This is a genomic window from Streptomyces sp. PA03-1a (assembly GCF_033792805.1).
Classification (GTDB): Bacteria; Actinomycetota; Actinomycetes; order Streptomycetales; family Streptomycetaceae; genus Actinacidiphila.
Window position 1 is genome coordinate 1 of sequence record NZ_JARAVO010000115.1, and the last position, 22,262, is coordinate 22,262.

General features: G+C 71.5%; 22 protein-coding genes and 1 pseudogene. 12 read left to right on the forward strand and 11 right to left on the reverse strand.

The window, feature by feature from the left end:
• Positions 1–1,917, reverse strand: a 1,917-nt coding sequence (gene pepN / locus PV341_RS24795; protein WP_500358999.1) for an aminopeptidase N, incomplete at its 3' end; no start/stop codon positions are given.
• Between the two features lie 160 nt (positions 1,918–2,077).
• Between pepN and PV341_RS24800 the strand changes: the two genes are divergently transcribed.
• A complete protein-coding gene (locus PV341_RS24800) occupies positions 2,078–2,719 on the forward strand; it encodes a mycothiol-dependent nitroreductase Rv2466c family protein (protein ID WP_499511907.1) in 642 nt (213 codons plus the stop codon).
• 15 nt (positions 2,720–2,734) lie between these two features.
• Here PV341_RS24800 and PV341_RS24805 read toward each other — a convergent pair whose 3' ends face one another.
• Together PV341_RS24805 and PV341_RS24810 are read right to left on the reverse strand one after the other, a co-directional pair.
• Positions 2,735–3,436 carry an HAD family hydrolase gene (locus tag PV341_RS24805; RefSeq protein WP_500322903.1) on the reverse strand — a complete coding sequence of 234 codons (702 nt, stop codon included), beginning with the start codon at positions 3,434–3,436 and terminating at the stop codon, positions 2,735–2,737.
• A gap of 54 nt (positions 3,437–3,490) precedes the next feature.
• The gene (locus PV341_RS24810) at positions 3,491–4,420 is read right to left on the reverse strand and encodes a carbohydrate kinase family protein (protein WP_500322905.1); all 930 of its coding nucleotides are present in this window, start codon (positions 4,418–4,420) and stop codon (positions 3,491–3,493) included.
• Positions 4,421–4,683: 263 nt separating this feature from the next.
• Between PV341_RS24810 and PV341_RS24815 the strand changes: the two genes are divergently transcribed.
• Positions 4,684–5,277: a biotin transporter BioY gene (locus tag PV341_RS24815; RefSeq protein WP_500322907.1), complete on the forward strand. Its 594-nt coding sequence runs from the start codon at positions 4,684–4,686 to the stop codon at positions 5,275–5,277.
• Positions 5,278–5,343: 66 nt separating this feature from the next.
• Here PV341_RS24815 and PV341_RS24820 read toward each other — a convergent pair whose 3' ends face one another.
• Entirely contained in the window at positions 5,344–5,868 is a 525-nt protein-coding gene (locus tag PV341_RS24820) for a hypothetical protein (RefSeq protein WP_500322908.1), read from the reverse strand.
• A gap of 31 nt (positions 5,869–5,899) precedes the next feature.
• On the opposite strand from PV341_RS24820, the gene PV341_RS24825 reads away from it, so the two are divergent.
• Entirely contained in the window at positions 5,900–6,391 is a 492-nt protein-coding gene (locus PV341_RS24825; RefSeq protein WP_500322910.1) for a serine/threonine kinase C-terminal domain-containing protein, read from the forward strand.
• Here the strand turns inward: PV341_RS24825 and PV341_RS24830 are convergent.
• Positions 6,355–7,817 (reverse strand): annotated as a pseudogene (locus tag PV341_RS24830) (amino acid permease). The gene PV341_RS24825 and the pseudogene PV341_RS24830 sit on opposite strands and share 37 nt — an antisense overlap.
• 140 nt (positions 7,818–7,957) lie before the next feature.
• Here PV341_RS24830 and PV341_RS24835 point away from each other — a divergent pair.
• Both PV341_RS24835 and PV341_RS24840 read left to right on the forward strand, forming a co-directional pair.
• Positions 7,958–8,446: a ribose-5-phosphate isomerase gene (locus PV341_RS24835; RefSeq protein ID WP_500322912.1), complete on the forward strand. Its 489-nt coding sequence runs from the start codon at positions 7,958–7,960 to the stop codon at positions 8,444–8,446.
• A 7-nt stretch (positions 8,447–8,453) separates the two neighbouring features.
• Positions 8,454–9,269 carry an Fpg/Nei family DNA glycosylase gene (locus PV341_RS24840; RefSeq protein WP_500322913.1) on the forward strand — a complete coding sequence of 272 codons (816 nt, stop codon included), beginning with the start codon at positions 8,454–8,456 and terminating at the stop codon, positions 9,267–9,269.
• An 80-nt stretch (positions 9,270–9,349) separates the two neighbouring features.
• Here PV341_RS24840 and PV341_RS24845 read toward each other — a convergent pair whose 3' ends face one another.
• The gene (locus PV341_RS24845) at positions 9,350–10,579 is read right to left on the reverse strand and encodes a GNAT family N-acetyltransferase (protein WP_500359000.1); all 1,230 of its coding nucleotides are present in this window, start codon (positions 10,577–10,579) and stop codon (positions 9,350–9,352) included.
• 128 nt (positions 10,580–10,707) lie between these two features.
• On the opposite strand from PV341_RS24845, the gene PV341_RS24850 reads away from it, so the two are divergent.
• Positions 10,708–11,850, forward strand: a complete 1,143-nt coding sequence (locus PV341_RS24850) for a PP2C family protein-serine/threonine phosphatase (protein ID WP_500322916.1) — start codon at positions 10,708–10,710, stop codon at positions 11,848–11,850.
• Here the strand turns inward: PV341_RS24850 and PV341_RS24855 are convergent.
• Positions 11,831–12,997, reverse strand: a complete 1,167-nt coding sequence (locus PV341_RS24855; RefSeq protein ID WP_500322917.1) for an acyltransferase family protein — start codon at positions 12,995–12,997, stop codon at positions 11,831–11,833. The two genes, PV341_RS24850 and PV341_RS24855, sit on opposite strands and share 20 nt — an antisense overlap.
• A gap of 450 nt (positions 12,998–13,447) precedes the next feature.
• Here PV341_RS24855 and PV341_RS24860 point away from each other — a divergent pair, with 450 nt between their 5' ends.
• Complete coding sequence (locus tag PV341_RS24860) at positions 13,448–13,642, forward strand: hypothetical protein (RefSeq protein WP_361795409.1); 195 nt, start codon at positions 13,448–13,450, stop codon at positions 13,640–13,642.
• Between the two features lie 67 nt (positions 13,643–13,709).
• Here PV341_RS24860 and PV341_RS24865 read toward each other — a convergent pair whose 3' ends face one another.
• Complete coding sequence (locus tag PV341_RS24865) at positions 13,710–14,714, reverse strand: asparaginase (protein ID WP_500359001.1); 1,005 nt, start codon at positions 14,712–14,714, stop codon at positions 13,710–13,712.
• A 117-nt stretch (positions 14,715–14,831) separates the two neighbouring features.
• On the opposite strand from PV341_RS24865, the gene PV341_RS24870 reads away from it, so the two are divergent.
• On the forward strand, positions 14,832–15,284 hold the full coding sequence (locus tag PV341_RS24870; protein WP_499511894.1) for an Lrp/AsnC family transcriptional regulator: 453 nt from the start codon (positions 14,832–14,834) through the stop codon (positions 15,282–15,284).
• A gap of 36 nt (positions 15,285–15,320) precedes the next feature.
• Entirely contained in the window at positions 15,321–16,232 is a 912-nt protein-coding gene (locus PV341_RS24875) for a glutaminase (RefSeq protein ID WP_500322921.1), read from the forward strand.
• On the opposite strand, the gene PV341_RS24880 is transcribed toward PV341_RS24875, so the two are convergent.
• Together PV341_RS24880 and PV341_RS24885 are read right to left on the reverse strand one after the other, a co-directional pair.
• A complete protein-coding gene (locus PV341_RS24880) occupies positions 16,229–16,603 on the reverse strand; it encodes an arsenate reductase family protein (protein ID WP_500322922.1) in 375 nt (124 codons plus the stop codon). The two genes, PV341_RS24875 and PV341_RS24880, sit on opposite strands and share 4 nt — an antisense overlap.
• Positions 16,604–16,624: 21 nt before the next feature.
• The gene (locus PV341_RS24885; RefSeq protein WP_500359003.1) at positions 16,625–17,611 is read right to left on the reverse strand and encodes a magnesium transporter CorA family protein; all 987 of its coding nucleotides are present in this window, start codon (positions 17,609–17,611) and stop codon (positions 16,625–16,627) included.
• Positions 17,612–17,914: 303 nt separating this feature from the next.
• On the opposite strand from PV341_RS24885, the gene PV341_RS24890 reads away from it, so the two are divergent.
• From PV341_RS24890 to PV341_RS24900, 3 genes are all read left to right on the forward strand, one after another.
• On the forward strand, positions 17,915–18,277 hold the full coding sequence (locus PV341_RS24890) for a hypothetical protein (protein WP_500322924.1): 363 nt from the start codon (positions 17,915–17,917) through the stop codon (positions 18,275–18,277).
• A 352-nt stretch (positions 18,278–18,629) separates the two neighbouring features.
• Positions 18,630–18,953 carry a Ku protein gene (locus PV341_RS24895; protein WP_500359004.1) on the forward strand — a complete coding sequence of 108 codons (324 nt, stop codon included), beginning with the start codon at positions 18,630–18,632 and terminating at the stop codon, positions 18,951–18,953.
• 611 nt (positions 18,954–19,564) lie between these two features.
• Positions 19,565–20,872 carry an ice-binding family protein gene (locus tag PV341_RS24900; protein WP_500359006.1) on the forward strand — a complete coding sequence of 436 codons (1,308 nt, stop codon included), beginning with the start codon at positions 19,565–19,567 and terminating at the stop codon, positions 20,870–20,872.
• 384 nt (positions 20,873–21,256) lie between these two features.
• On the opposite strand, the gene PV341_RS24905 is transcribed toward PV341_RS24900, so the two are convergent.
• The gene (locus PV341_RS24905) at positions 21,257–21,853 is read right to left on the reverse strand and encodes a DUF5994 family protein (protein WP_500322929.1); all 597 of its coding nucleotides are present in this window, start codon (positions 21,851–21,853) and stop codon (positions 21,257–21,259) included.
• Positions 21,854–22,262 lie beyond the last annotated feature (409 nt).

Genomic DNA, 22,262 nt, shown 5'->3' on the forward strand with positions numbered 1-22,262 from the left:
GCCCTGAACGACTACGCGGCACCCGCCCTGCCCGCGCCAGGCGGGTGCCGCGTAGTCGTTCAGGGCCGTACGGGCCTGCATGTGCAGCCCCTGCAGGACGCCGATGTCGGTCTCGGCGCCGGCGAAGCGCAGCACCAGGCCGAGGTAGTCGCGGGCGGGCATCAGGCCGTCGCGGGTCATGTTCCACACCGCGGACCACGCCAGGGCGCGGGCCATGGGGTCGGTGAGCGAGCCCAGGTGCTCCCGGACCGTGGTCAGGGAGTCCTCGTCGAAGCGGATCTTGCAGTAGGTCAGGTCGTCGTCGTTGACCAGCACCAGGTCGGGCCGCTCCGCCCCGGCCAGCTCGCCCACCACCGTGCGCGGGCCCGCGACGTCGGTCTCGGCGCGTGCGTAGCGCTCCACGGTGCCGTCCGGGGTGTGCCGGTAGAGCCCCACCACGACCCGGTGCGGGCGCAGCTCGGGGTGCGAGGGCGCGGCCTCCTGCACCACGGCCAGCTCGGCGATCCGCCCGTCGGCGTCGTACGTCACCTGCGGGGTCAGCGAGTTGACGCCCGCGGTCTGCAGCCAGGACCGGGACCACCCGGCCATGTCGCGCCCCGAGGTCTCGGCCAGCACCGACAGCAGGTCGCCCAGCTCGGTGTTGCCGTAGGCGTGGCGCTGGAAGTAGCGGCGCGCGCCCTCCAGGAAGGCGTCCCGTCCGACGTAGGCGACCAGTTGCTTGAGCACGCTGGCGCCCTTGGCGTAGGTGATGCCGTCGAAGTTGAGCTTGGCGTCCTCCAGGTCGCGGATGTCGGCCGTGACCGGGTGGGTGGAGGGCAGCTGGTCGGCGCGGTAGGCCCAGGCCTTGCGGCGGTTGGCGAAGGTGATCCAGCCCTCCTTGTAGCGGGTGGCCTCCACCAGCGAGAACGCGCCCATGAAGTCGGCGAAGGACTCCTTCAGCCACAGGTCGTCCCACCACCGCATGGTGACCAGGTCGCCGAACCACATGTGCGCCATCTCGTGCAGGATGACGTTCGCCCGGCCCTCGTAGGACGCCTGGGTGACCTTGCCGCGGAAGACGTACTCCTCGCGGAAGGTGACCAGCCCCGGGTTCTCCATCGCGCCGATGTTGTACTCGGGCACGAAGGCCTGGTCGTACTTCCCGAAGGGGTACGGGTAGCCGAAGTGGTCGTGGAAGAAGTCCAGGCCCTGCTTGGTGACGGTGAAGATCTCCTCGGCGTCGAAGTGCCGGGCGAGGCCCTTGCGGCACAGCGCCCCCAGCGGGATCTCCAGCTCGGAACCGTCCGGCAGCGCGCGCCGGTAGGTGTCGTGGACCATGTGGTACGGCCCGGCGACGACGGCCGTGATGTACGTGGAGATCGGGCGGGTCGGCGCGAAGTGCCGGGTCTCGCCGCCGTCGCGGACCTCGGTGACACGCTCGTTGCCCAGCACCACCCAGGACTCGGGCGCCGTGACGGAGAAGGTGAACGGCGCCTTCAGGTCGGGCTGCTCGAAGTCGGCGAAGACCCGGCGGGCGTCGGCGGGCTCGTACTGCGTGTAGAGGTAGACCTCGCCGTCCTCGGGGTCGGTGAAGCGGTGCATGCCCTCGCCCGTCCGGCTGTAGGCGCACTGCGCGTCCACGACCAGGACGTTCTCGGCGGCCAGGTCGTCCAGCGCGATCCGTGTCCCGTCGAAGACCACCGCGGGGTCCAGTTCCCGGCCGTTGAGCGTCACCGACGTGACGGAGGGCGCCAGCAGGTCCGCGAAGCTGGACGCGCCGGGCTCCGTGCAGCGGAACCTGACGGTGGTCACGGACCGGAACGTCGGCTCCTGCGGACGCAGCGCCGACCGCAGGTCGAGGGCGACCTCGTAACCGTCCACGGCCAGCAGCCGTGCCCGCTCTCGGGCCTCGTCACGCGTGAGGTTCTCACCGGGCACGGGGTCTCCATCCTTCGCACGCCGTCGTGGGATCTGTCTTGTGGACGCCACGCATCTTCGCACGTCGGCCCTGACGGCGGCGCACGGGAATGGGGATGGCACCGAGGGCGTTGCGCGTTGCGGACCACGTGTCACCGCATCATGCCCAGAGGAGAGAACCGTGACCGAGACCACGACCACCCCCACCCCGGTGGACTTCTGGTTCGACCCCGCCTGCCCTTGGGCGTGGATGACCTCACGCTGGATGCTGGAGGTGGAGAAGGTGCGCCCCGTCGAGGTGCGCTGGCACGTGATGAGCCTCGCGGTGCTCAACGAGAACCGTGACGAGCTGCCCGAGCAGTACCGGGAGTTCCTGACCACGGCCTGGGGCCCGGTCCGCGTCTGCATCGCCGCCGAGCAGAAGTACGGCAGCAAGGTGCTCGGCCCCCTCTACACCGCGCTGGGCACGCGTATCCACAACCAGGGCCTGGGACACAAGGACCACGACGTCATCGTCGCCGCGCTGGAGGAGGCGGGCCTGCCCGCCGACCTCGCCGACTTCGCCCGCAGCGACGCCTACGACGAGGAGCTGCGCGCCTCCCACCAGGAGGGCATCTCCAAGGTCGGCCAGGACGTCGGCACCCCGGTCATCGCGGTGCCCGGCGCCGACGGCGAGCAGATCGCCTTCTTCGGTCCGGTCGTCACCCCGGCGCCCAAGGGCGAGGCCGCGGCCCGCCTGTGGGACGGCACCCTGCTCGTCGCGTCGACCCCCGGCTTCTACGAGATCAAGCGGACCCGCGACCAGGGCCCCGTCTTCGACTGAGGCTGCCGGTCCGGTTCAAAAGTGCCGGAGCAGTTCGGGAAAGGCCGTCAGCCGCAGCACCCGCCCGTCGGCCGGGTCGAGCTCGGACTGCTCCAGCACCCAGGTGTTCTCGTTGGGGATGAACACCGCGCTCATCCCCGCCTCGCGCGCGGGCAGGATGTCCGACTTCGGGGAGTTCCCGATCATCCAGCTCCTGCCTGGCGCGTAGCCGTACTCCGCCAGCAGGGCGCGGTAGGTGTCCGCGGCCTTCTCCGGCACGATGTGCACCCCGCGGAAGCGGTCGGCCAGCCCCGAGGCGGCCACCTTGCGCGCCTGCTCATCCTCGTCACCCTTGGTGAGCAGCAGCAGCTCGTGGCGGGTGCCCAGCTCCTCCAGCGTGCTCGCCACGCCGGGCATCAGCTCCACCCGGTGCTCCACGAAGGCCACCGCCAGCTCGTCCACCCGCCGGAGCTCGGCCTGCGTGACGGGCCGCTCCCGCAGCCGCTCCAGGAGCTCGCCGAGGCTGCGCAGGAAGACCTTGCTGCCGTAGCCGTGGACGACCGCGTTCGCCGCCTCGATCTCGTTGAGCAGCGCCCTGATCTGCGCGCGGTCCAGGACGGGATGGTCCACCCAGTCCAGGAAGTCCTCTATCACCCGCTCGAAGACCACGTTGTTCTCCCACAACGTGTCGTCCGCGTCGAAGACCAGTACCTGTCCGGTCAGCCGTGCCTCGTCCATCCCGCGAGCGTATCCAGCACCTGCCGCCGGGGGCCGCGCATTTTCCGCGCGGCGCTACGCGTGCCGTCCGGCGAGGGCCGCGTCCAGCTCCGCGCGGGACGGCGGATCGGCGCCCACTCGCGTGCAGTTGAGCGCCGCGGCCGTGACGCAGCGCTCCAGTACCGCGGCGAGCTCCTCCCGCGAGGCCGGGACGCCTTCGCCGGCGATCGCGTCGAGCAGCGCCGCCTGGAAGGCGTCGCCCGCGCCGATGGTGTCGACGACGTCGACCTCGGGCGCGGCCACCCGTACCAGGGCGCCGTCGGTCACCGCGAACGCGCCGTCCGGACCCAGCGTGACGACCGCGAGCCGCGGCCCCTCGGCGAGCAGCGCCCGGGCGGCCTCCTCCGGGGCGAGCCGCGGGAAGAGCCAGGCCAGGTCGGCGTCACTGGCCTTGACCACGTCCGTGACCCCGGCCAGCCGCAGGCACGCCCGGCGGTAGGCGAGCCGGTCGGGCTGGACGGCCGGCCGCACGTTGAGGTCGGCGACGACGGTGCGCCCCGGCAGGGCGTGCAGGTCGCGGCAGAGTTCCAGCACCCGCGTCGCACCCGGTTCGACCACCGCGGCGAGCGAACCGGTGTGCAGCACCGCGGTGTCCGCGGGCAGCGGCAGCCGCTCCGGGTCCCATGCGGCCAGGAAGTCGTAGGAGGCGGAGCCGTCCCGGTCCAGGTAGGCCATCGCCAGTGTGGTGCGCCCGGCCGGGCTCGTGGCGCGGACGACCTCGACCCCGGTGGACTCCAGGTGCGCCCGCACCAGCTCGCCGGGCGGGTCGTCGCCCCACGTGGTGACCAGGGTGGTGGGCCGCCCGAGCCGGTGCAGGCCGACCGCGACGTTGGCCGGGCTGCCGCCCGGCACGGGGGTGACCTGCCGCTCCCCGGAACGCCACAGCAGGTCGACGAGGACCTCGCCGACGACGCCGACGCGGGAGGGGGAGGACGGAGCGCTCATGCGGGCAGCATAGGAGGCCGTCGTACGGGCGCCGGAGCGGTGTCGGAGCGGTGCCGGACCCGGCCGGTGGCGCTGCTCCGGCGGCGATTGGAGAAACCCCACTAAGGCCCGGGTGACGAAGCTCACGCCCGGCGCCGCATCCTTGTAGGAAGCCGACCAACGCCGTGATCAGGCCTTTGTGATCGGCGGACGATGATCGGCGGGGGCGACGCGGGTTAACGTCACGGTGTCCCGAACCGACCCTCACCCCGCGGAGTCACCCGATGGCCAGCGCAGTTCCCGCCGCTTCCGCCGTACGGACCCACCCGGTCCTCGCCGACCTCATCCCCGCTTCGCGGTTGCGCGACGCGGCCCTCGTCACCGGTGGCGCCGTACTGACCGGTCTGGCCGCGCAGTTGTCGGTCCCGGTCCCCGGGTCGCCGGTGCCCGTGACGGGCCAGACCTTCGCCGCGCTGCTGGTGGGCACCGCCCTCGGGGCTCGCCGCGGCTTCCTGGCGCTCGCGCTGTACGCGGTCGCCGGTGTCGCCGGCGTGCCGTGGTTCGCGGAGGGTTCGTCGGGCGCGGCGGCGCCGAGCTTCGGTTACATCCTCGGCATGGCGCTGGCGTCGGCGCTCGTGGGCGCGCTGGCCCGGCGGGGCGCGGACCGCAGCGTGTGGCGGATGGCCGGCGTCATGGTGGCCGGCAGCGCCGTCACCTACGCCGTGGGCGTCCCCTACCTCGCGCTGGCCGCGCACCTGACGCTGGGCCAGGCCGTGGCGCTGGGCCTGACGCCGTACCTGATCGGCGACGCGGTGAAGGCCGCCCTCGCCATGGGCGCGCTGCCCGCCGCCTGGAAGCTGGTCGGCCGGCGCGGCTGACCCGCTACGACCTGCGGCGCACCCGGGTGGGGGCGGGGCGAAGGCCCCGCCCCCACCCGTTCTCCGTCAGTGCCGCGGTGCCGGCCCGCGCCGGGTCAGCCACAGGCCCGCGCCGCCCGCCGCCAGCAACAGGCCGCCGCCCAGCAGGAGGACGGCCGTGCGGCCGGGAGCGCCGGTGTCCGGCAGCGTGCCGGGCGCGGAGGGACTGGCGCCCGCGGAGGTGTCGGGGCCGAAGGGCACGTTGTCGGTGCCCAGCAGCAGCGGGGTGTCGGGTGCGTTCGGCGTGGGCTTGCTGGTGCCGAACGGGACCGGTCCCTGCTGCCACAGCAGGGTGCCGGTGTCGCCGAGCATCACGGGCAGGCAGATCTTGCCCTTGCCCTGGAGGTCGTAGGTCGCGGACACGGTGTATGTCTTGCTCTTCCCCGCGGCCAGTTTTCCGACGGCGCAGCTGAATCCGCTGTTCGAACCGTCCGGGAGTTGTGCCTTCGGAATCGGGTCGCAGCCCTGCACGGCGGTCACCGCGAGGGCGTCGAAACCGACCACCGCGGGAGCGGCCGCCGCGGCCGTCGCCGTCACCGTCGTTCTGCTCACCGCGCCGCGCACCGGCCATCGCGAGGGCCCCGTGGTCGCGGGCACCAGCCGTCCCCCGTCCACCGGAGCCACCTCGTCCACGGGGACGTCCACCGGCGCGCCCGCCCCCGGGGAGCGCAACGAGACCGGCTTCGCCTGGGAGCCGCCGCGGGGCTGGACGCGCAGCGCCAAGAGCCCGTCCAACGTCCACTACCACGCCCCGGACGGACAGCAGGAGATCGCCGCCTCGTACGCACTCGCACGGGGCGGCGATCTCCTGGAGCAGTGGCGCGCCTTCGAGGCCGGTTCCCACGACGTGCCCGGCTACCGGAAGACCCGGCTGGAGCGGACGTCGTTCCGCGGTCGTCCCGCCGTCGTGTGGGAGTACGCCTTCACCCAGGCCGGCGCGCCCTGGCGGGCACGGCAGCTCGGCTTCACCGAGGGGGGCAAGTCGTACCAGCTGAACGTCTGGTACGCGGCTTCGGCCGGGTCCGCCGCGCTGGCCGCCTACGACCGGGTGGGGGAGTCCTTCCGGCCCTTGTGAAGCAGTTGGCGCACCACCGCGACGGCGACCACGCCGAGCCCCACCAGCACCGAGACGACCACCTGGTCCCGGCCGCCGCCGTCGGCGGTGTCGGTGAGCATGTAGCCGAGCACGAACACGATCATCGCGATCGTCGCCCAGGTCAGGTACGGGTACAGCCACATCCGCACCCGCAGCCGCTCCGGGGCCTCCTTCAGGATGATCTTCCGCATGCGCAGCTGCGAGAAGCAGATCACCAGCCACACGAACAGCGCGATCGCACCGGAGGCGTTGAGCAGGAAGAGGAAGACGGTGTCGGGGTACTTGTAGTTGAAGAAGACCGCGACGAAGCCGAAGACGACCGAGCCCAGGATCGCCGCCTGCGGCACACCGCGCCTGGTGGTGCGGGCGAACGCCTTGGGCGCGTCACCGCGCCGGCCCAGCGAGAAGGCCATGCGCGAGGCCGTGTAGAGGCCGGAGTTGAGGCAGGACAGCACGGCCGTGAGCACGATCACGTTCATGATCTGTCCGGCGTGCGCGATGCCGATCGAGTTCAGCGCGGCGACGTAGGAGCCGTCCTTGATGATCGACGGGTCGTTCCACGGCAGCAGCGACACCACGATGAAGATCGAGCCGAGGTAGAAGACGCCGATCCGCCAGATCACGCTGTTGGTGGCCTTGGTGACCGCGCGCTCCGGGTCGGCGGACTCGCCGGCCGCCAGTGTGACGATCTCGCTGCCCATGAAGGAGAACACGACCAGCAGCACACCGGTGAGGATCTTGCCGGGGCCGTTGGGGAGGAAGCCGCCGTGCGCGGTGAGGTTGCCCAGCCCCGCGGCGTCGTCGTGGCTGCCGGGCAGCACGCCGAGGACCGCGAGCGCGCCGAGCACGATGAAGCCGGCGATGGCCACGACCTTGATCCCGGCGAACCAGAACTCGAACTCGCCGTAGGAGGCCACCGAGGCCAGGTTGGTCGCGGTGAGCACGACCATCACGATCAGCGCCCAGCCCCACTGCGGCACGGCCGGGACCCAGCCCTCCAGGATCTTGGCCCCGGCGGTCGCCTCGACCGCCAGCACCACGACCCAGAAGAACCAGTACAGCCAGCCGATGGAGAAGCCCGCCCAGCGGCCCAGCGCGCGGTCGGCGTAGGCGAGAAGGAGCCGGAGGTGGGGTTCGCGGACGCCATTTCGCCAAGCATGCGCATGACGAAGACGACCATGGTGCCGACGAGGGCGTACGACAGGAGGATGCCGGGACCGGCGGCGGCGATGCCGGACGCGGAGCCGACGAAGAGGCCGGCGCCGATCACGCCGCCGATCGCGATCATCGACAGGTGGCGGTTCTTGAGCCCGGCCTTCAGGCCCGAGCCGTCCTGCGGTTCCGTCGTGGCCTCGTGGGCCGCAGCGGTGGAGCCGGCCACTGGGGTGGGGGGACGTGTACTCATGGGGTGGCATGAAACACGGCCCGGCGCGGCCGGGGAACCTTTGATTCCGTTTTGTTGTCTTATCCTCAAGCCACCCTCAAATCCCCCTCACGCAGCACCCACGGCATGTCGCCCAGCGTGCCCGTGCGACACTCGTCCGTATGCGCGTGTACCTCGGTTCCGACCATGCCGGCTTTGAACTCAAGAACCACCTCGTGGAGTGGCTCGAGGCCAACGGGCACGAGCCCGTCGACTGCGGCCCGCACATCTACGACGCCCAGGACGACTACCCGCCGTTCTGCCTGCGCGCCGCGGAGCGCACCGCCGCGGACCCCGGCTCCCTCGGCATCGTGATCGGCGGCTCGGGCAACGGCGAGGCCATCGCGGCCAACAAGGTCAAGGGCGTCCGGGCCGCGCTCGCCTGGAGCCAGGAGACCGCGACCCTCGGCCGCGAGCACAACGACGCCAACGTCATCAGCGTCGGCGCCCGCATGCACACCACCGACGAGGCCACCAAGTTCGTCGAGGTCTTCCTCGGCACGCCCTACTCGGGTGAGCCGCGCCACACCCGCCGCATCGACATGCTCACCGCGTACGAGACCACCGGCGAGCTGCCCCCGATCCCGCCGCACCACCCGCAGGAGGGCTGATCCGGGCATGCCCGAGGGGCATACGATCCACCGCCTCGCCGCGGACCACGAGGCACGCTTCGCCGGCCGGGTGGTCCGCGCGAGCAGTCCGCAGGGCAAGTTCTCCGACGGCGCCGCCCTCCTGGACGGCGCCGTGATGGAGTCCGCGGAGGCCCACGGCAAGCACCTCTTCCTGGGGTTCGGCCCGGTCGGCTGGGTCCACGTCCACCTCGGGCTGTATGGGAAGTCCGGTTTCGGCACCGGGCCGGGCGGGGCCCCCGTCGGCCAGGTCAGGCTGCGCCTGGCCACCGACGAGCACCACGCCGACCTGCGCGGGCCGACCGCCTGCGAGCTGATCACCGGGGCCGAGAAGCAGGCCATACACGACCGGCTCGGCCCTGACCCGCTGCGGCCCGCCGACACCGGGGAGCGCGCCTGGGCCCGCATAGCACGCAGCCGCACCAGCATCGCCGCACTGCTGATGGACCAGAAGGTCGTCGCGGGCGTCGGCAACGTCTACCGCGCCGAGGTCCTCTTCCGCCACGGCGTCGACCCGTACCTGGCGGGACGCGACCTGGACCGCGCGCGGTGGGACGCGATCTGGGCCGATCTGGTGGCCCTGATGCGCGAGGGCGTGCGGAACAACCGCATCGACACCGTCCGCCCCGAGCACACCCCCGAGGCCATGGGCCGTCCGCCGCGCATCGACGACCACGGCGGCGAGGTCTACGTCTACCGCCGTGCGGGGATGCCGTGCCACGTCTGCGGCACCGAGGTGCGCGCCGCCTCCCTGGTGGCGCGCAACCTCTTCTGGTGCCCCGTCTGCCAGCCCGTCCGGGGCTGACGCCCCGCTCGGACCAGGGGCCGGCCGGGGACACGCCCAAGGGAGCGCCCCGGCCGGTGGACACGGGCCCGAGCGGGGACCTAGAAGCCGTGCGGCAGCCAGGGGGCGACGTCGCCGCCGAAAGCCACCGTGGCCTCCCGCAGCGCGCCCTGCTGCAGTTCCCGCACGCGTCCCGCCCGCGCCAGCGCGGTCAGCGAGACGTCGCCCAGGTAGGCCGCGCCCAGCTCGCGCACCGACAGCGCCAGGTCCGCGGTGTCCGTCGTCCGCTCGCACGTGGCGCCCTTGGCGTCGCCGCCGAGCCGCCAGCGGCCCTCGTTCCAGGGGCAGAACGGGTCCGAGACCTCCAGTACGACGTCCAGCGGGGCAGCGTAGGTACGGGCCGACAGGGCCGCGCCCACCTCGACCGGGCGCAGCAGCAGGCCGTCCCTGACGCGCACGCCGCAGCGGCGCACGTCGTCGACCAGGTGCAGGACCGGGTCGTCGGCGGGACGGTTGCGCGCGGTGATGCGGCAGGTGAGGTCGATGCCGAACAGGTAGTGCCACAGGGCGGCGTATGTGTCCGGATCCAGTGCCTCCAGGTCGCGCAGCACCACCGTTCCGTCCGGTCCGGCCGCGTTCCAGGCGGACTTCACCGCGTAGCGCGTGTAGCCCCGCACCTCCCCGTCGCGCTCGGCGACCACGCAGAGCAGTTTCGACGCCCCGTCCCGGAACGCCTCCGGGTCGAGCACGCCCTTGCGCTCCCAGTTCGGCCGCCGCTCCAGCATGCCCGGCCGGGTGGGCACCCGCCGCGCGTAGACCTCCTCGCAGGCCGCCAGGGCCTCCTGCGGGTCGGCGAAGCGCAAGGTGACCCCGTCGGCGCCCGCGGGCACGGTGAGGCCGGCGCGCAGGGTGTCGACCTCCAAGGTCGTCTGGCGGGTGGCGACCTCGTAGCCGTACCGGCCGTAGATCGCCGGCTCGGACGCCGTGAGCACCGCAAGGGGCTCGCCCCGTTCGTGCACCTCGTCCAGCTGCCGCCGCATCATCGAGGTCAGCAGCCCGCGGCGGCGGTGCGTCGAGGCGACGCTGACCATGGTGACGCCCGCCGCCGGGACCACGGCGCCGCCCGGCACCGCCATGCGGAAGGAGAACGCCCCCGCGGTGCCGACGACCTCCGCGCCGTCCCAGGCCGCGATCGACCGGGAGAACTCGGTCACCCCGCGGTCGAACTCCCGCTCCTCCGCCGGCCAGACCGCGCTGCCGAACGCGCGTTCCAGCGTGCTGAACCACTCGTCCCACTGTTCGGACTCGAGAACCCGCAACTCCACCGTCATGTGCCCTGCCTACCAGTCGCCCCAAGGGCGGGCGAACGGTTTTCGCCGGTCGTGGCGGCGAATCGGCGCACCATGAGGGGCACCTCCGATGCGGAGAACGGGTGAGGGTGGATAGGGTCGCCGGGAACATGGCACGACGCCCGGTAGGAGACGGATTCGGGGCCCGGTGGCGCAGGACGGTCCACCGGGCCCGCGTAGGCCTGCGCAAATCCGCCGTGGACTACTTCCGCGGCGACGCGGCCGACTGGCTCGCCCTCACCGTCCTGACGATCAGTGTCCCGCTGATCGCCTGGGCCACGGTGCTGGCGCCGCAATGGTGCCCGCCCACCACCCTGGTGCTGCCCGTCCTCGTCGGCGGCCTGCTGCTGCGCCCCTCCAGCCTTCTGCTGCTGTACGGGGCGAGTGCCGCCGCGATGGTCGTGGAGTCCGCCGTCCTCGGCCCGTACCGCGACGGCGTCGGCCGGGTGACCCCGGGCACCGTGCTGGTGGTGGCGGCCGTGGCCCTGGCCGGGCTGATCGTCGCGCAGTTCCGCGCCCGGGTCGGCGTGCCCTGGATGCGCGGCGGCACGATGCTCTTCGACCTGCGCGAGCGCATTCGGGTGCAGAGCAGGCTGCCGCGGCTGCCCGACGGCTGGCACGCCGAGATGGCGCTGCGGCCGGCCGGCGGCCAGTCCTTCTCCGGCGACTTCGTGGTGGCCACCCGCACCTCGGGCGGGCGGATCCTGGAGGCCGTCCTCACCGACGTGTCGGGCAAGGGCATGGACGCCGGCTCCCGCGCCCTGCTGCTCTCCGGCGCCTTCGGCGGCCTGCTCGGCTCACTGCCGCCGCACGCCTTCCTCACCGCCGCCAACGGCTACCTGCTCCGGCAGAACTGGGACGAGGGCTTCGCCACCTCCGTCCACCTGGTGCTGGACGTGGAGACCGGCGACTACGAGCTGCTCTCCGCGGGCCACCTGCCGGGCATGCAGCTCAGCGCGGGCACCGGCCGCTGGGAGGAGAAGGCGGCCGAGGGGCCGCTGCTGGGGGTGTACGACGGCGCCGAGTTCAACAGCGTGAAGGGCACGCTGCGCTCCGGCGACGTCCTGCTGCTCTTCACCGACGGCCTGGTCGAGGCCGCCGGCCGCGACATCACCGAAGGCATCGACCGGCTCATCGGCGAGGCCGACCGGTACGTCGCCCACGGCTTCCGCGGCGCGGCCTGGCAGCTGATCGAGGCGGTCGCCAAGGACGTCAACGACGACCGCGCCCTGCTCATCGTGTGCCGGGACTAGCCGCCGGCCTGAACGCCCAGGACATCTTCGGCTCCATCGCGAAGCGGAACAGCCGCTGCACCGCAGGGGTGCACAGCGCGGTGACCACCACGACGGCGATCGCGGTGACCACGACCTGGCCCAGCGGGGTGTGGATCCAGGCCTGGTCGTACCAGCTGCCGAAGCGGGAGCCCTTGGCGAGGAAGCCGTGCAGCAGGTACCCGTAGAGCGTGCCGGCGCCGAGGGCCGTGAACCACATGCGGCGGCGCGGCACCCAGGCGAAGAAGCACACCGTCAGCGCCAGGGAGCAGCAGAACAGCGCCAGCGTCATGACGGGCCCCGTCCACCAGGGCGCGCCCAGTTCCTGGGCGCTCGTGCGGTGGTAGAGCCAGGCCCGGTCCATCCGGGGCGCCACCCAGTAGGAGACGACCAGCGCGGCGAGCCCCACCGGAACGGACAGCACGCGCACCACCCGGCGCCGGGCGAGGTGGAAGTGCTCCGCCTTCAGGCACATGCCGAGCACGAAGAAGGGCAGGAACTGCAGGACGCGCTGGAGTTCCAGGTCGTCGCCGATGGTCGGGGTGACGGACGCGAGGGCCGCGATCACCAGGGCGACGGCGACCGGCTGCCGGACGATGCGCCAGATGGGGGCGGTGAGGCGCCAGATGAAGAGGGCGGCGAGGAACCAGGTGAGGTACCAGGGGTCGAGCAGGCTGAGCGGTTGCGGCGCCGCGTCGTCGGCCCAGTTCCTGAAGAGCGAGTAGGCGGCCTCGAAGAGCAGGTACGGGACGGCGATGCCGGTGATCAGTCTCCTGACGCGGTCCGGGCGGGCGTCGAAACTCTTCGAGAAGTAGCCGGAGATGACGATGAAGGCCGGCATGTGGAACGCGTACACGAGGATGTAGAGCGCGCCGGCGGCCCTGCTGTGCCCGGTGAGCGGTTCCCAGGCGTGGCCCATCGCGACCAGGACGATCGCGAGGTACTTGGCGTTGTCGAAGAACGGGTCGCGCCCGGCGGAGGGCGCGGAGGCGGTGGCGGGGGCGGCGGACCCCGCGGGGGCGGCCGGCCCGGGGGCGGGGGCGGCTTCCGTGCGGGGAGCGGGGAGAACGGAATTCCCGGTCTGGGTCCTGCCGGGGGACAGGGTGTTCGTGCGGTGGGGCTGGAACATTTGATGCACCATAGCGGGCGCCTCTGCCTGAGTAAATTCTCGATCGGAATGGCGGTAGCGGCGCTGCTACCCCGGAATGCATGTGTCATGCCACTGCCCGTTCCGTGACGCTATGGGCAGTCATATAAGGGTTGAACGGGGCATATCGGCACACGGGTTGGCGTCTGTGCAGGTTTTTTGATGATCGTTTGTGTGGCAAGTGCATGTGCGGGGAAATAGTTTGGGGGAAATTCACTCGAACGTGCCATGCAATTGCGAGATTGTCCTCATCCGAAGTGATCAGAAGTGATCGCGATGTCCTGCGTCACAGGTGTGCGACCCCGGCGCGCGGGGAAGAGGTGTCCCGCGGGGTCACGGTGTCGGTGGCAGGTGGCACGATGGACGTCGCGGGGGTGCGGCTGCGTTGCTCCCCCGGAACGGTGAGGCGTCAGACCGAGGATGTGATCCCCAGTGGCCATCTCCCTGTCCGTGGTGCTGTTGTTGGCGATCATCATGATCGTCCTGATAAGGGGCAAGACGCTCAAGGTCGGTCCGGCCATCGTCGCCGCGCTCTTCGGCTTCTTCCTTGCCTCCACGGGCATGGCGCCGGCGATCAACAAGTTCCTCGACTCGTTGGCGGACACCATCAACCAGATAAACCTCTGAGCGGTCCCCGTCACATGGCACAGGTCACCCGTCACCCGGCGCGGTGGCCGCGCCGAGTGACGGGGAGTCAGGCGACGGCCGGTGTGCGGTCCTCGGCCGTCCCGATGATGCGGCGCAGCGCGGCGGCCCGCTCCTGCGGGTCCCGGGCGGACAGCAACGCCGCCAGTACGGCGATGCGGGCCTGCCCCGCGCGCAGCGTCCCGGCCAGCACACCGCCGGCCGCGGCGAGGTCCACCGCGCCGCCCCCGGTGTACATCGGCGCCACCGGCCCGGCCGCCACCCGGGTGCTCACGGCGACCAGCACCCCGGCGTCGACCGCGCGGCGGACCGCCGCCACGAAATCGGGCGTCGCGTTGCCCGCGCCGGTGCCGACCAGCACGATGCCCTGGGCCCCCGCACCCAGCGCGGCCTCGAAGAGCACGGGGTCGGCGTCCACGTGGTGCATGACGACGTCGACGCGCGGCGCCGTGACGTGTGCGTCCGGCAGCGGCAGCGCCGTGGCACGCGGCCGGGGGGCGCCCCAGGCGATCTCGCCGAACTTCACCCGTCCCAGCGGCCGGCCCGAGGGGTCGGCGAAGGCCTGGACGTCCAGGGTGTGCGCCTTGACCGTGCCCTGGGCGGCGTGCACGAAGCCGCCGAAGGTGATGACCACGCCGATGTCCTCGCCGGTCGCGGCGGTCAGCAGCGCGTCGTAGAGGTTGCCCGCCGCGTCCCCGTCCACGGCGTCCAGCGGGAGCTGGGCGCCGGTGAGGACCACCGGGCGCCGGTCGCCGTGGTGGAGGTCCAGGAGGAAGGCGGACTCCTCCATGGTGTCGGTGCCGTGGGTCACCACGACGCCGTCCACGCCCGGGTCCGCCAGCACCTCGTGGACGGTCCGCAGCAGTTCCAGCTGGTGGGCGGAGGTCAGCCGCGAGCTGTTCACCGTGAACAGGTCGCGCACGGTCACCTCGACGCCCTCGGGGACCGCGCCCGCCGCCAGCACCTCGTGGCCGGCGGCCTCGGCCGCGTACCCGGCCCCCTGCCACCGGCTGGCGATCGTGCCGCCGGTGCCGATCACGACGATGTGCTTCACGTGTCCCTCACTCGCGTGTTCGTCTGACTCCTCCGCGGCAAGGATATGCGGTGAACCCCGGCATCGGATTGCCAATCAGCCCGCGTAGATCGCCCAAGCGTGGTATCTATCGCCCTCATGGATGCCATCGACAGAAGAATCTTGCGTGAGCTCCAGGCCGACGGCCGGCTCACCAACCAGGAACTGGCCGCCCGCGTCGGCCTCACCCCCTCCCCGTGCCTGCGCAGGGTGCGCCAGCTGGAGGAGGACGGGGTGATCCAGAGCTACCGGGCCGTCGTCGACCCGGCCGCCGTCGGCCGCGGTTTCGAGGTCTTCGCCTCCGTCGAGGTACGGCGGGACCGCGAGTCCGTCGCCGCCTTCGAGGAGCAGGTGCAGGCCATCCCCGACATCGTCGAGGCCTATCGGCTCTACGGCGCGCCCGGCTGCCTGCTGCGGATCGCGGTGGCCGACAGCGACGCCTACGAGCGCTTCTGGACCGAGAAGCTGATCGCCCTGCCGGGCGTGAGCGAGGTGAACTCGCAGATGATCATGAAGCGGATCAAGGGCCCGCAGGGCGTGCCGGTCGGCTAGGGCCGGGGTTCGCCGGGGTCCGGGTTCAATGGGCCGGTGGACTACCAGCGTTTCCTCGAACAGGCCATGGCCGCGGCCCTTCCGGAGCTCGGCCGCGGCAAGGTCGCCGACTACATCCCCGCCCTCGCGGCCGCCGACGCCGGTGCCTTCGGCATGGCCCTGGCCACCGTCGGGGGCGAGGTCCACGGCGTCGGGGACTTCGCCGAGCCGTTCTCCGTCCAGAGCGTCTCCAAGCTCTTCACGCTCGCCCTGGCGCTCCACCACGGCGGCGACGCCCTGTGGCGCCGTGTCGGCCGCGAGCCCTCCGGCAACCCCTTCAACTCGCTCATCCAGCTGGAGACCGAGCAGGGCATCCCGCGCAATCCCTTCATCAACGCCGGAGCCCTGGTCGTCACCGACGCCCTGCTGACCCTCACCGGCGACGCCTCGGGCGCGGTACGCGAACTGCTGCGCGCCGAGTCGGGCAACCCGGCCCTGACCACCGCCCTGGCGGTCGCCGCCTCCGAGGCCGCCCACGGCCACCGCAACGCCGCCCTGGCGCACTTCCTCGCGCACTTCGGCAACCTGCACAACCCCGTGGACACCGTCCTGGAGCACTACTACGGCCACTGCGCCCTCGAGGCCTCCTGCCGCGACCTCGCCCTTGCGGGCGGCTTCCTCGCCCGGCACGGACTGCGCGCCGACGGCGGCCGGCTGCTGTCCCGCACCGACGCCAAACGCCTCAACGCCGTGCTGCTCACCTGCGGCACCTACGACGCCGCGGGGGAGTTCGCCTACCGCGTGGGCCTGCCCGGCAAGAGCGGCGTCGGCGGGGCCATCCTCGCCGTCCTCCCTGGCCGGGGCGCCCTGTGCGCATGGAGCCCCGGCCTCGACCCGGCCGGCAACTCCGTCGGCGCCATGGCGGCCCTCGACGCGTTCACCACCGCCACCGGGCTGTCGGTGTTCTAGACGGAGCCCGGGGCGCGGCCCAGCGCGTCCCGCACCGCCTCCTCGGAGCGCGCGACCACCGCCGTGCCGTCCTCGGCGGTGATGATGGGACGCTGGATCAGCCGCGGGTGCGCCGCCAGCGCGCCGATCCAGCGGTCCCGCTCACCCGGCCCGCGCGGCCACTCCTTCAGTCCCAGTTCCTTCGCCTCGGCCTCCTGGGTCCGCACGATGTCCCACGGCTCCAGCCCGAGCCGCTCCAGCACCGCCCGGATCTCGTCCGCGTCGGGCGGATCCTCCAGGTAGCGCCGCACGGTGTACTGCGCGCCCTCGTCGTCCAGCAGGTGCAGCGCGGAGCGGCACTTCGAGCACGCGGGGTTGATCCAGATCTCCATGCCGCCAATGTAGTGAGGCGCTCAGCGGTCGTCGCGCCCGTCGTCGCGCAGTCTGCGCCAGATGCGGGTGCGGTGGAGCACGTAGACGGCGACGGACAGGACCAGCGCCTGCAGCCCCACGGCGAGCAGCCAGAAGACGACCTTGCTCTCCAACTCGTCGGTCATGTAGGTGAAGTTCATGCCGAAGAAGCCGGTCAGGAAGGTCAGCGGAAGGAAGATCGTCGACACGATGGCCAGCCGGTTGATCACACCGTTCTGCTCGCCGGACACCAGGGAGGAGTAGCTGGCGAACGCCCGCCGGGCGGCGTCCTGGAGCGACTCGATGCTGGAGAGCACCATCCGCGCGGCCCGCTGGTACGAGGCGGCCAGCCGCTGCCGCTCCTCCGGGAAGCCGCCGCTCATCATCCGCCGGGTGATGGTCTCGTCGGTCGCCTGCAGGTATGGCAGCAGGGCGTGGTGCAGCAGCGCCGCGCGCCGCCGCAGCTGTGCCAGCCGGTACACCTGCTGCGGGTTCCGGCTCTCGAACATCTCGTCCTCGAGGTCCTCCACCTGCAGCAGCGCTTCCACGGCGGACTTGCGGAAGGTCTCCAGGGCGTCCTCCAGCAGCAGGAAGAGCGCGGCGGTGGTGTCCGCGGGCCGTTCGTGCGGCAGCCGGGGGATGAACCGCCCGACGAGCGTGTTCGGCCCCCGGTGGACCGTGACCAGGTACCGCCCGGTCACGAAGACGTGGAGGTGGGCGACCTCGTCGTCCTCGATGACCGGTACGACGAACCGGGCGTTGTCCCCGTGGAACTCCGCCCGCGCGCTTTCGCCCTCCCTGCCCAGCCACGCCAGGTCCTCGGCCTCCAAGCCGAGTTTGTGGGCGATCGGCGCCTCGTCGGGCCGTCCTTCCCCGGGCACCTCGATGTCCACGAGCAGGAAGCGCGACGCCGCGAGCCGCTCCCGCGCCTCCGACACGGCGGCGCGGGCGACGGTGCCCTCGGGCATCGACACCACCGTAACGATCATCGTTCCTCACCGTGGATCACCGGCACACCTCCCAGCCTGCGCAGACTCCGGCGTCCACGCATGCGGAGGTGCCCGGTCCAGGGGATCCGCGGTACCGGCGGGCCGTCTTCTAACCAGCCCCCGGTCACATGTCAAGCCCCGAAATGCAGCGACGTGACGCGGGCGGAACGCCGGGGCTTACTGGAGTCAAGAGGTCGCGCAATACCGACCGAAAGGAACCACCGGGACATTCCCCCCGGTGCCGGAATACCCGAAAAGGTGTCGTCCGGAATCCCCGCCCCGCATCGCCTGAGGAGAACCGCCATGTCCCGCACCCGCAAGATCGTCATGCTGACCGCCGCCACCACCCTCGCCGCCGGTGGCGCCCTGCTCCCGACCAGCGCGTTCGCGGCCGCCCCCGCCCACGTCAGCGCCGTCCAGGCCGCACCCCAGCAGCACAGCCTTCACGTCAGTGACGGCGGCGGGGTGAACAACAACATCCCCCTCTTCAACAACACCGGTGGCTTCTTCGGGGGCCAGGTGAACAACAACATCCCGGTCTTCAACAACGGTGGCGGTGGTCTCTTCGGGGGAGGGGTGAACAACAACATCCCCGTCTTCAACAACGGCGGTGGCGGTCTCTTCGGGGGAGGGGTGAACAACAACATCCCGGTCTTCAACAACTGACCCCTGAGCTCACCCCCCTGGCGCGGCCGGCCCTCCACCCCGGCCGCGCCACTCCGTTGGGGTGGCCCGGCAAGTGGCCCGCGCGTCCACGGGCTTCGTCCGGGCGGTCCCATCCCGATCCCCGCTGGCCGCGGCTGCCAGTCGAGGGAGCCGGGCGGGCGGCAGGGGCGAACCCGGGAGCAGGCCGGTCGGATGGCCGGGGGTGACGGACTTGGCCGGGCCCGCCCGCAGTCTTGGAGACGAACGTGTGAGCGCCGTGGCGTGATGCGGTGGAGGTGCCGCCCGGGGAGCCTCCCGTATACGTCGAGCCCATCCCGGAGTACCGGCGGCAGGGTGGCCGTGGTGCTCCTCGATGAGGACCCGGCTGTACTCCCCTTCCGACGAAGCGCAACGTCGACGTCCTCGGCTTCGTCGACGAGCGCGACGCCGATCCGGTGCTTGCTCGGCACGGGACGGGGCGGTCGCGAGGGTCACCTTGCGCACCCGGGAGCGGCCGGCGGTGCTGAGGCCGTGCCGAGGGATGCTCGTACTGCACACGCTGCTGTGGCCGGAGGAGATCCGCGAGCCAGGTGACCTGTCCTCGGCGGCCCCGGTGACCGAGCGGGAGCTGGAGCTCGCAGAACTGCTGACGGACCAGCTGGCAGGGGTCAAAATCGGCGATCTACCCGACGGTTAGGCGGCAGCGCTTGAGCAGCTGGGAGCCGCGAAGCTGACCGTCGCGGGGCTGCAGGAGCCGGAAGAGCCGGTATCAGCGGTGGATTTGATGGCGGCGCTGGAGGAGAGCCCGGGAGGCGTGCTTGTGCCAGCGCCGCCACGCACGGCAGAGCAGTTAACCCTTGGCCGGCGGCCCACCGTGCCCGTTCGATGTCCGGCCACGCCGGCAGAGGACAACCGCGGTGCCCGGGCTCCCGTCTGCCGGGCCTGGCCCAATGCCCCCGGTTGCGCGTAGACGCCACCAGCAGAGTGAACCAGGCGCGCCCCATAACTCCTTTGGCTCTCCGCGCATATGCCCTTTATAGGATCATTGCTAGCTTTTGGCTGGTGAGCAGCGGTTTGTCGCTTCCTTCGGTGAGCACTTGCTCGCCGGCCCCCTTTGGTTTGGGACCGCTGATTTGGCACGCGACTGAGGTTCGGCGACCGGAGCTCACTACCCAAGTTCGAAGTCCCCTCGCAGGGGTGGCCGGGCTCGGCCACAAGAAAGGGTCTCTCCCTATGTCAGAGGATTCCGTCCTGGCCTCTCCGCCAGGCAGGCGACGTATACGCCTACACAAGGGGCTCAAGGCGCCAATGCTCCTGATCCCCATCGCTGTGCTGATGGCGACGCTCACCATGATCACGACCCTCGCCCACGCCGTATCACCTCCGGCGGTGGGACTGGGAACCGCCAAGACCTACGGGGTCCTGGCCGGACAAACAGTCACCAATGACAACACCCTCGGCACCACCGTCATCTTGGGCGACCTAGGACTGAGTCCCGGCACCTCGGTGACGGGCTTTCCGCCCGGAATTGTCCTCGGAGCGACGCACGTAAACGACGCCGTCGCCGGTCAGGCGAAGTCCGACCTGACCACCGCCTACAACGACGCGGCCGGCAGGCCGTCCAACGGCAGCGCGGGCACCCAGCTCGACAACCAGTCCTTCGACCCGGGCGTCTACACCGCCGATGCGGCACTGGATCTCGCCGTCAACGGAACCGTCACCCTCGACGCAAAAGGCGACCCCAACGCCGTCTTCATCTTCCAGGTCGGCTCGACCCTGGTCATGAACACGGGCACCACCGTCAAACTCGTCAACGGAGCGCAGGCCTGCAACGTGTTCTGGCAGGTGGGCAGCTCCGCCACCATCAACGCCAATGCCGACTTCAAGGGCACCATCATGGCCCTGACGTCCATTTCCGTGGAGGCCAACGCGGCGATCGCGGGCCGGCTCCTGGCACAAAATGGCGCGGTCACCCTGATCAGCGACAAGATCACGGTCCCGACCTGCGGCGTGGTTGGTCCGACCGGACCCACCGGCCCGACCGGACCCACCGGCCCGACCGGACCCACTGGTCCGTCCGGTCCTGCCGGACCCTCTGGTCCTCCCGGTGACACCGGCCCGACCGGCCCTGCCGGACCCACTGGTCCCTCGGGTCCTGCCGGACCCTCTGGTCCTCCCGGTGACACCGGCCCGACCGGTCCTGCCGGTCCTGCCGGTCCTGGTGGTCCTGCCGGCCCTGCCGGCCCGTCCGGTCCTGCCGGTCCTGGTGGTCCTGCTGGGCCGAGTGGTCCCGCCGGCCCGACCGGCCCTGAAGGTCCTGAAGGTCCTGAAGGTCCTGAAGGTCCGGCCGGTCCTCCCGGCCGTCCGGGCTACCCCGGTTATCCCGGCTACCCGGGCTACCCGGGCTACCCGGGCTACCCCGGCTACCCCGGCGGTCCTGGCCCTCACGACCACCGCGGTGACCACGGCAAGTACGACGACCACGGCAAGTACGACGACGACCATGGCAAGTACGACGATGACGAGCACGGCAGCAACTGCCACGCCAAGCCGCCGTGGAAGGAACCGGACGACGACGAGATGGCATGGAGCTTCCAGATGACGTGCCAGGACTGAAACAAGCCCCATCCTCATCGCCTTGAGGAAGCAAGACTTCCAGGGGGCGCCCCGAACAAGGGGCGCCCCCTGGGGGATCTGCGGCTTCGGCGACGTCCACGAACCATTCGCCTGCCGAGGCCGATGCTTCTCACACCCGTGCTCGGCGGGACCGGCGGCGCCGTGGCGGGCGCAGTCGCCCACGGCCCCCGTCACGGTGGTCACGGCGGTCGTGCCTGACGAGAGGCGGTGCCGGCGCCGCCGGTGTGGTCGGACCGGTCCCGACCGGGAGGCGCGGGCCGTAACCGTATGTTCCCCCGTGCTGTGTGTCGCGCAGATTCATGAGTGCTCCCAGGGTGCTCGCCGCATCAGCGAGGGCAGCGGTGACGGGGGCGTCCGAGACCCTCATATGGTTCCTGCGACGTGCGAGCGCTCCACTGCCAACAAGCGGCCGGCGGTGGCGGTGATGCGGGGATCGGCCGCGGCGGACAACAGGCGGGCGGCGGTGGCGGAGTCCGTCTCCGGCGGAATGACCAGAAGGTCCCAGCGTCCGCTGTCGCGGGAGAGCAGCAGGAGCTTGTGAGGGTCCTGGTCCGCTGTGAACCAATCGACGGGCACCACATGTCCGGCCACGGCGACCCTCCGGGGGACGGCCGGCCAGAAGTGCGGGTTCACGGCGACACGGGCGATCCGCCCCCATGGGGCGTCCGGAGTGGCCGTAAGTGCCGAGAGTTCCGCCGCCAGATCGCGTGAGCGGGGCCACCAGGCTCCGTCGAGGGGACCCGGGGCGGCCGTGACCGGCTTCAGGGAGAGTCGTACGCCGTCAGGGCCGAGGGATTCATCGTGCGTCGTGTGATCAAGGATCAAGCCCATGCGTTCACTGGCCCGGCTAGGCATTCGCCGAAAACGACGCCGGCACGGAAGCCGGGGTTCGGAATGCCTTCGGTGTGTCCAACGTACTCCGCTGAGGAGCCTTCCGTGCTTGCCGCAGCCGGCACCCATGTGTCATCGCCCCTTGTGGGCGGTGTGCGCGCTCTTCCACAGCCCCGGACAACCCGGGAGGGCGCTCGCACTGTGGGGACGACCGCGTCGCAGCCCTGATGGTCATGGCCGTTGACGGTACTCAGCCGGTCATCTCGACCACCACGAGCCGTCGTTGACCATGCGTCGCCCCCCGCTCCGATGACATTTCGCGCGGAGCGGGAGGCCGGCGACTGGCCGGCGGACTGGCGCTACCCCGATACGGGCAAGGCGCTTCTCGCGAGTTACGCCGCTGCAGGGTGCGCGAGCGTCCGCTCGCCTCCGTACGGCGGAGCTCTATTCGTCACTCCTTCGACTGCATCATGGCCACGGCGGTGGATCACGACCTGATCCGCGGTCCATACCCCTGAGCTGAATCGGTCTGTCCCGT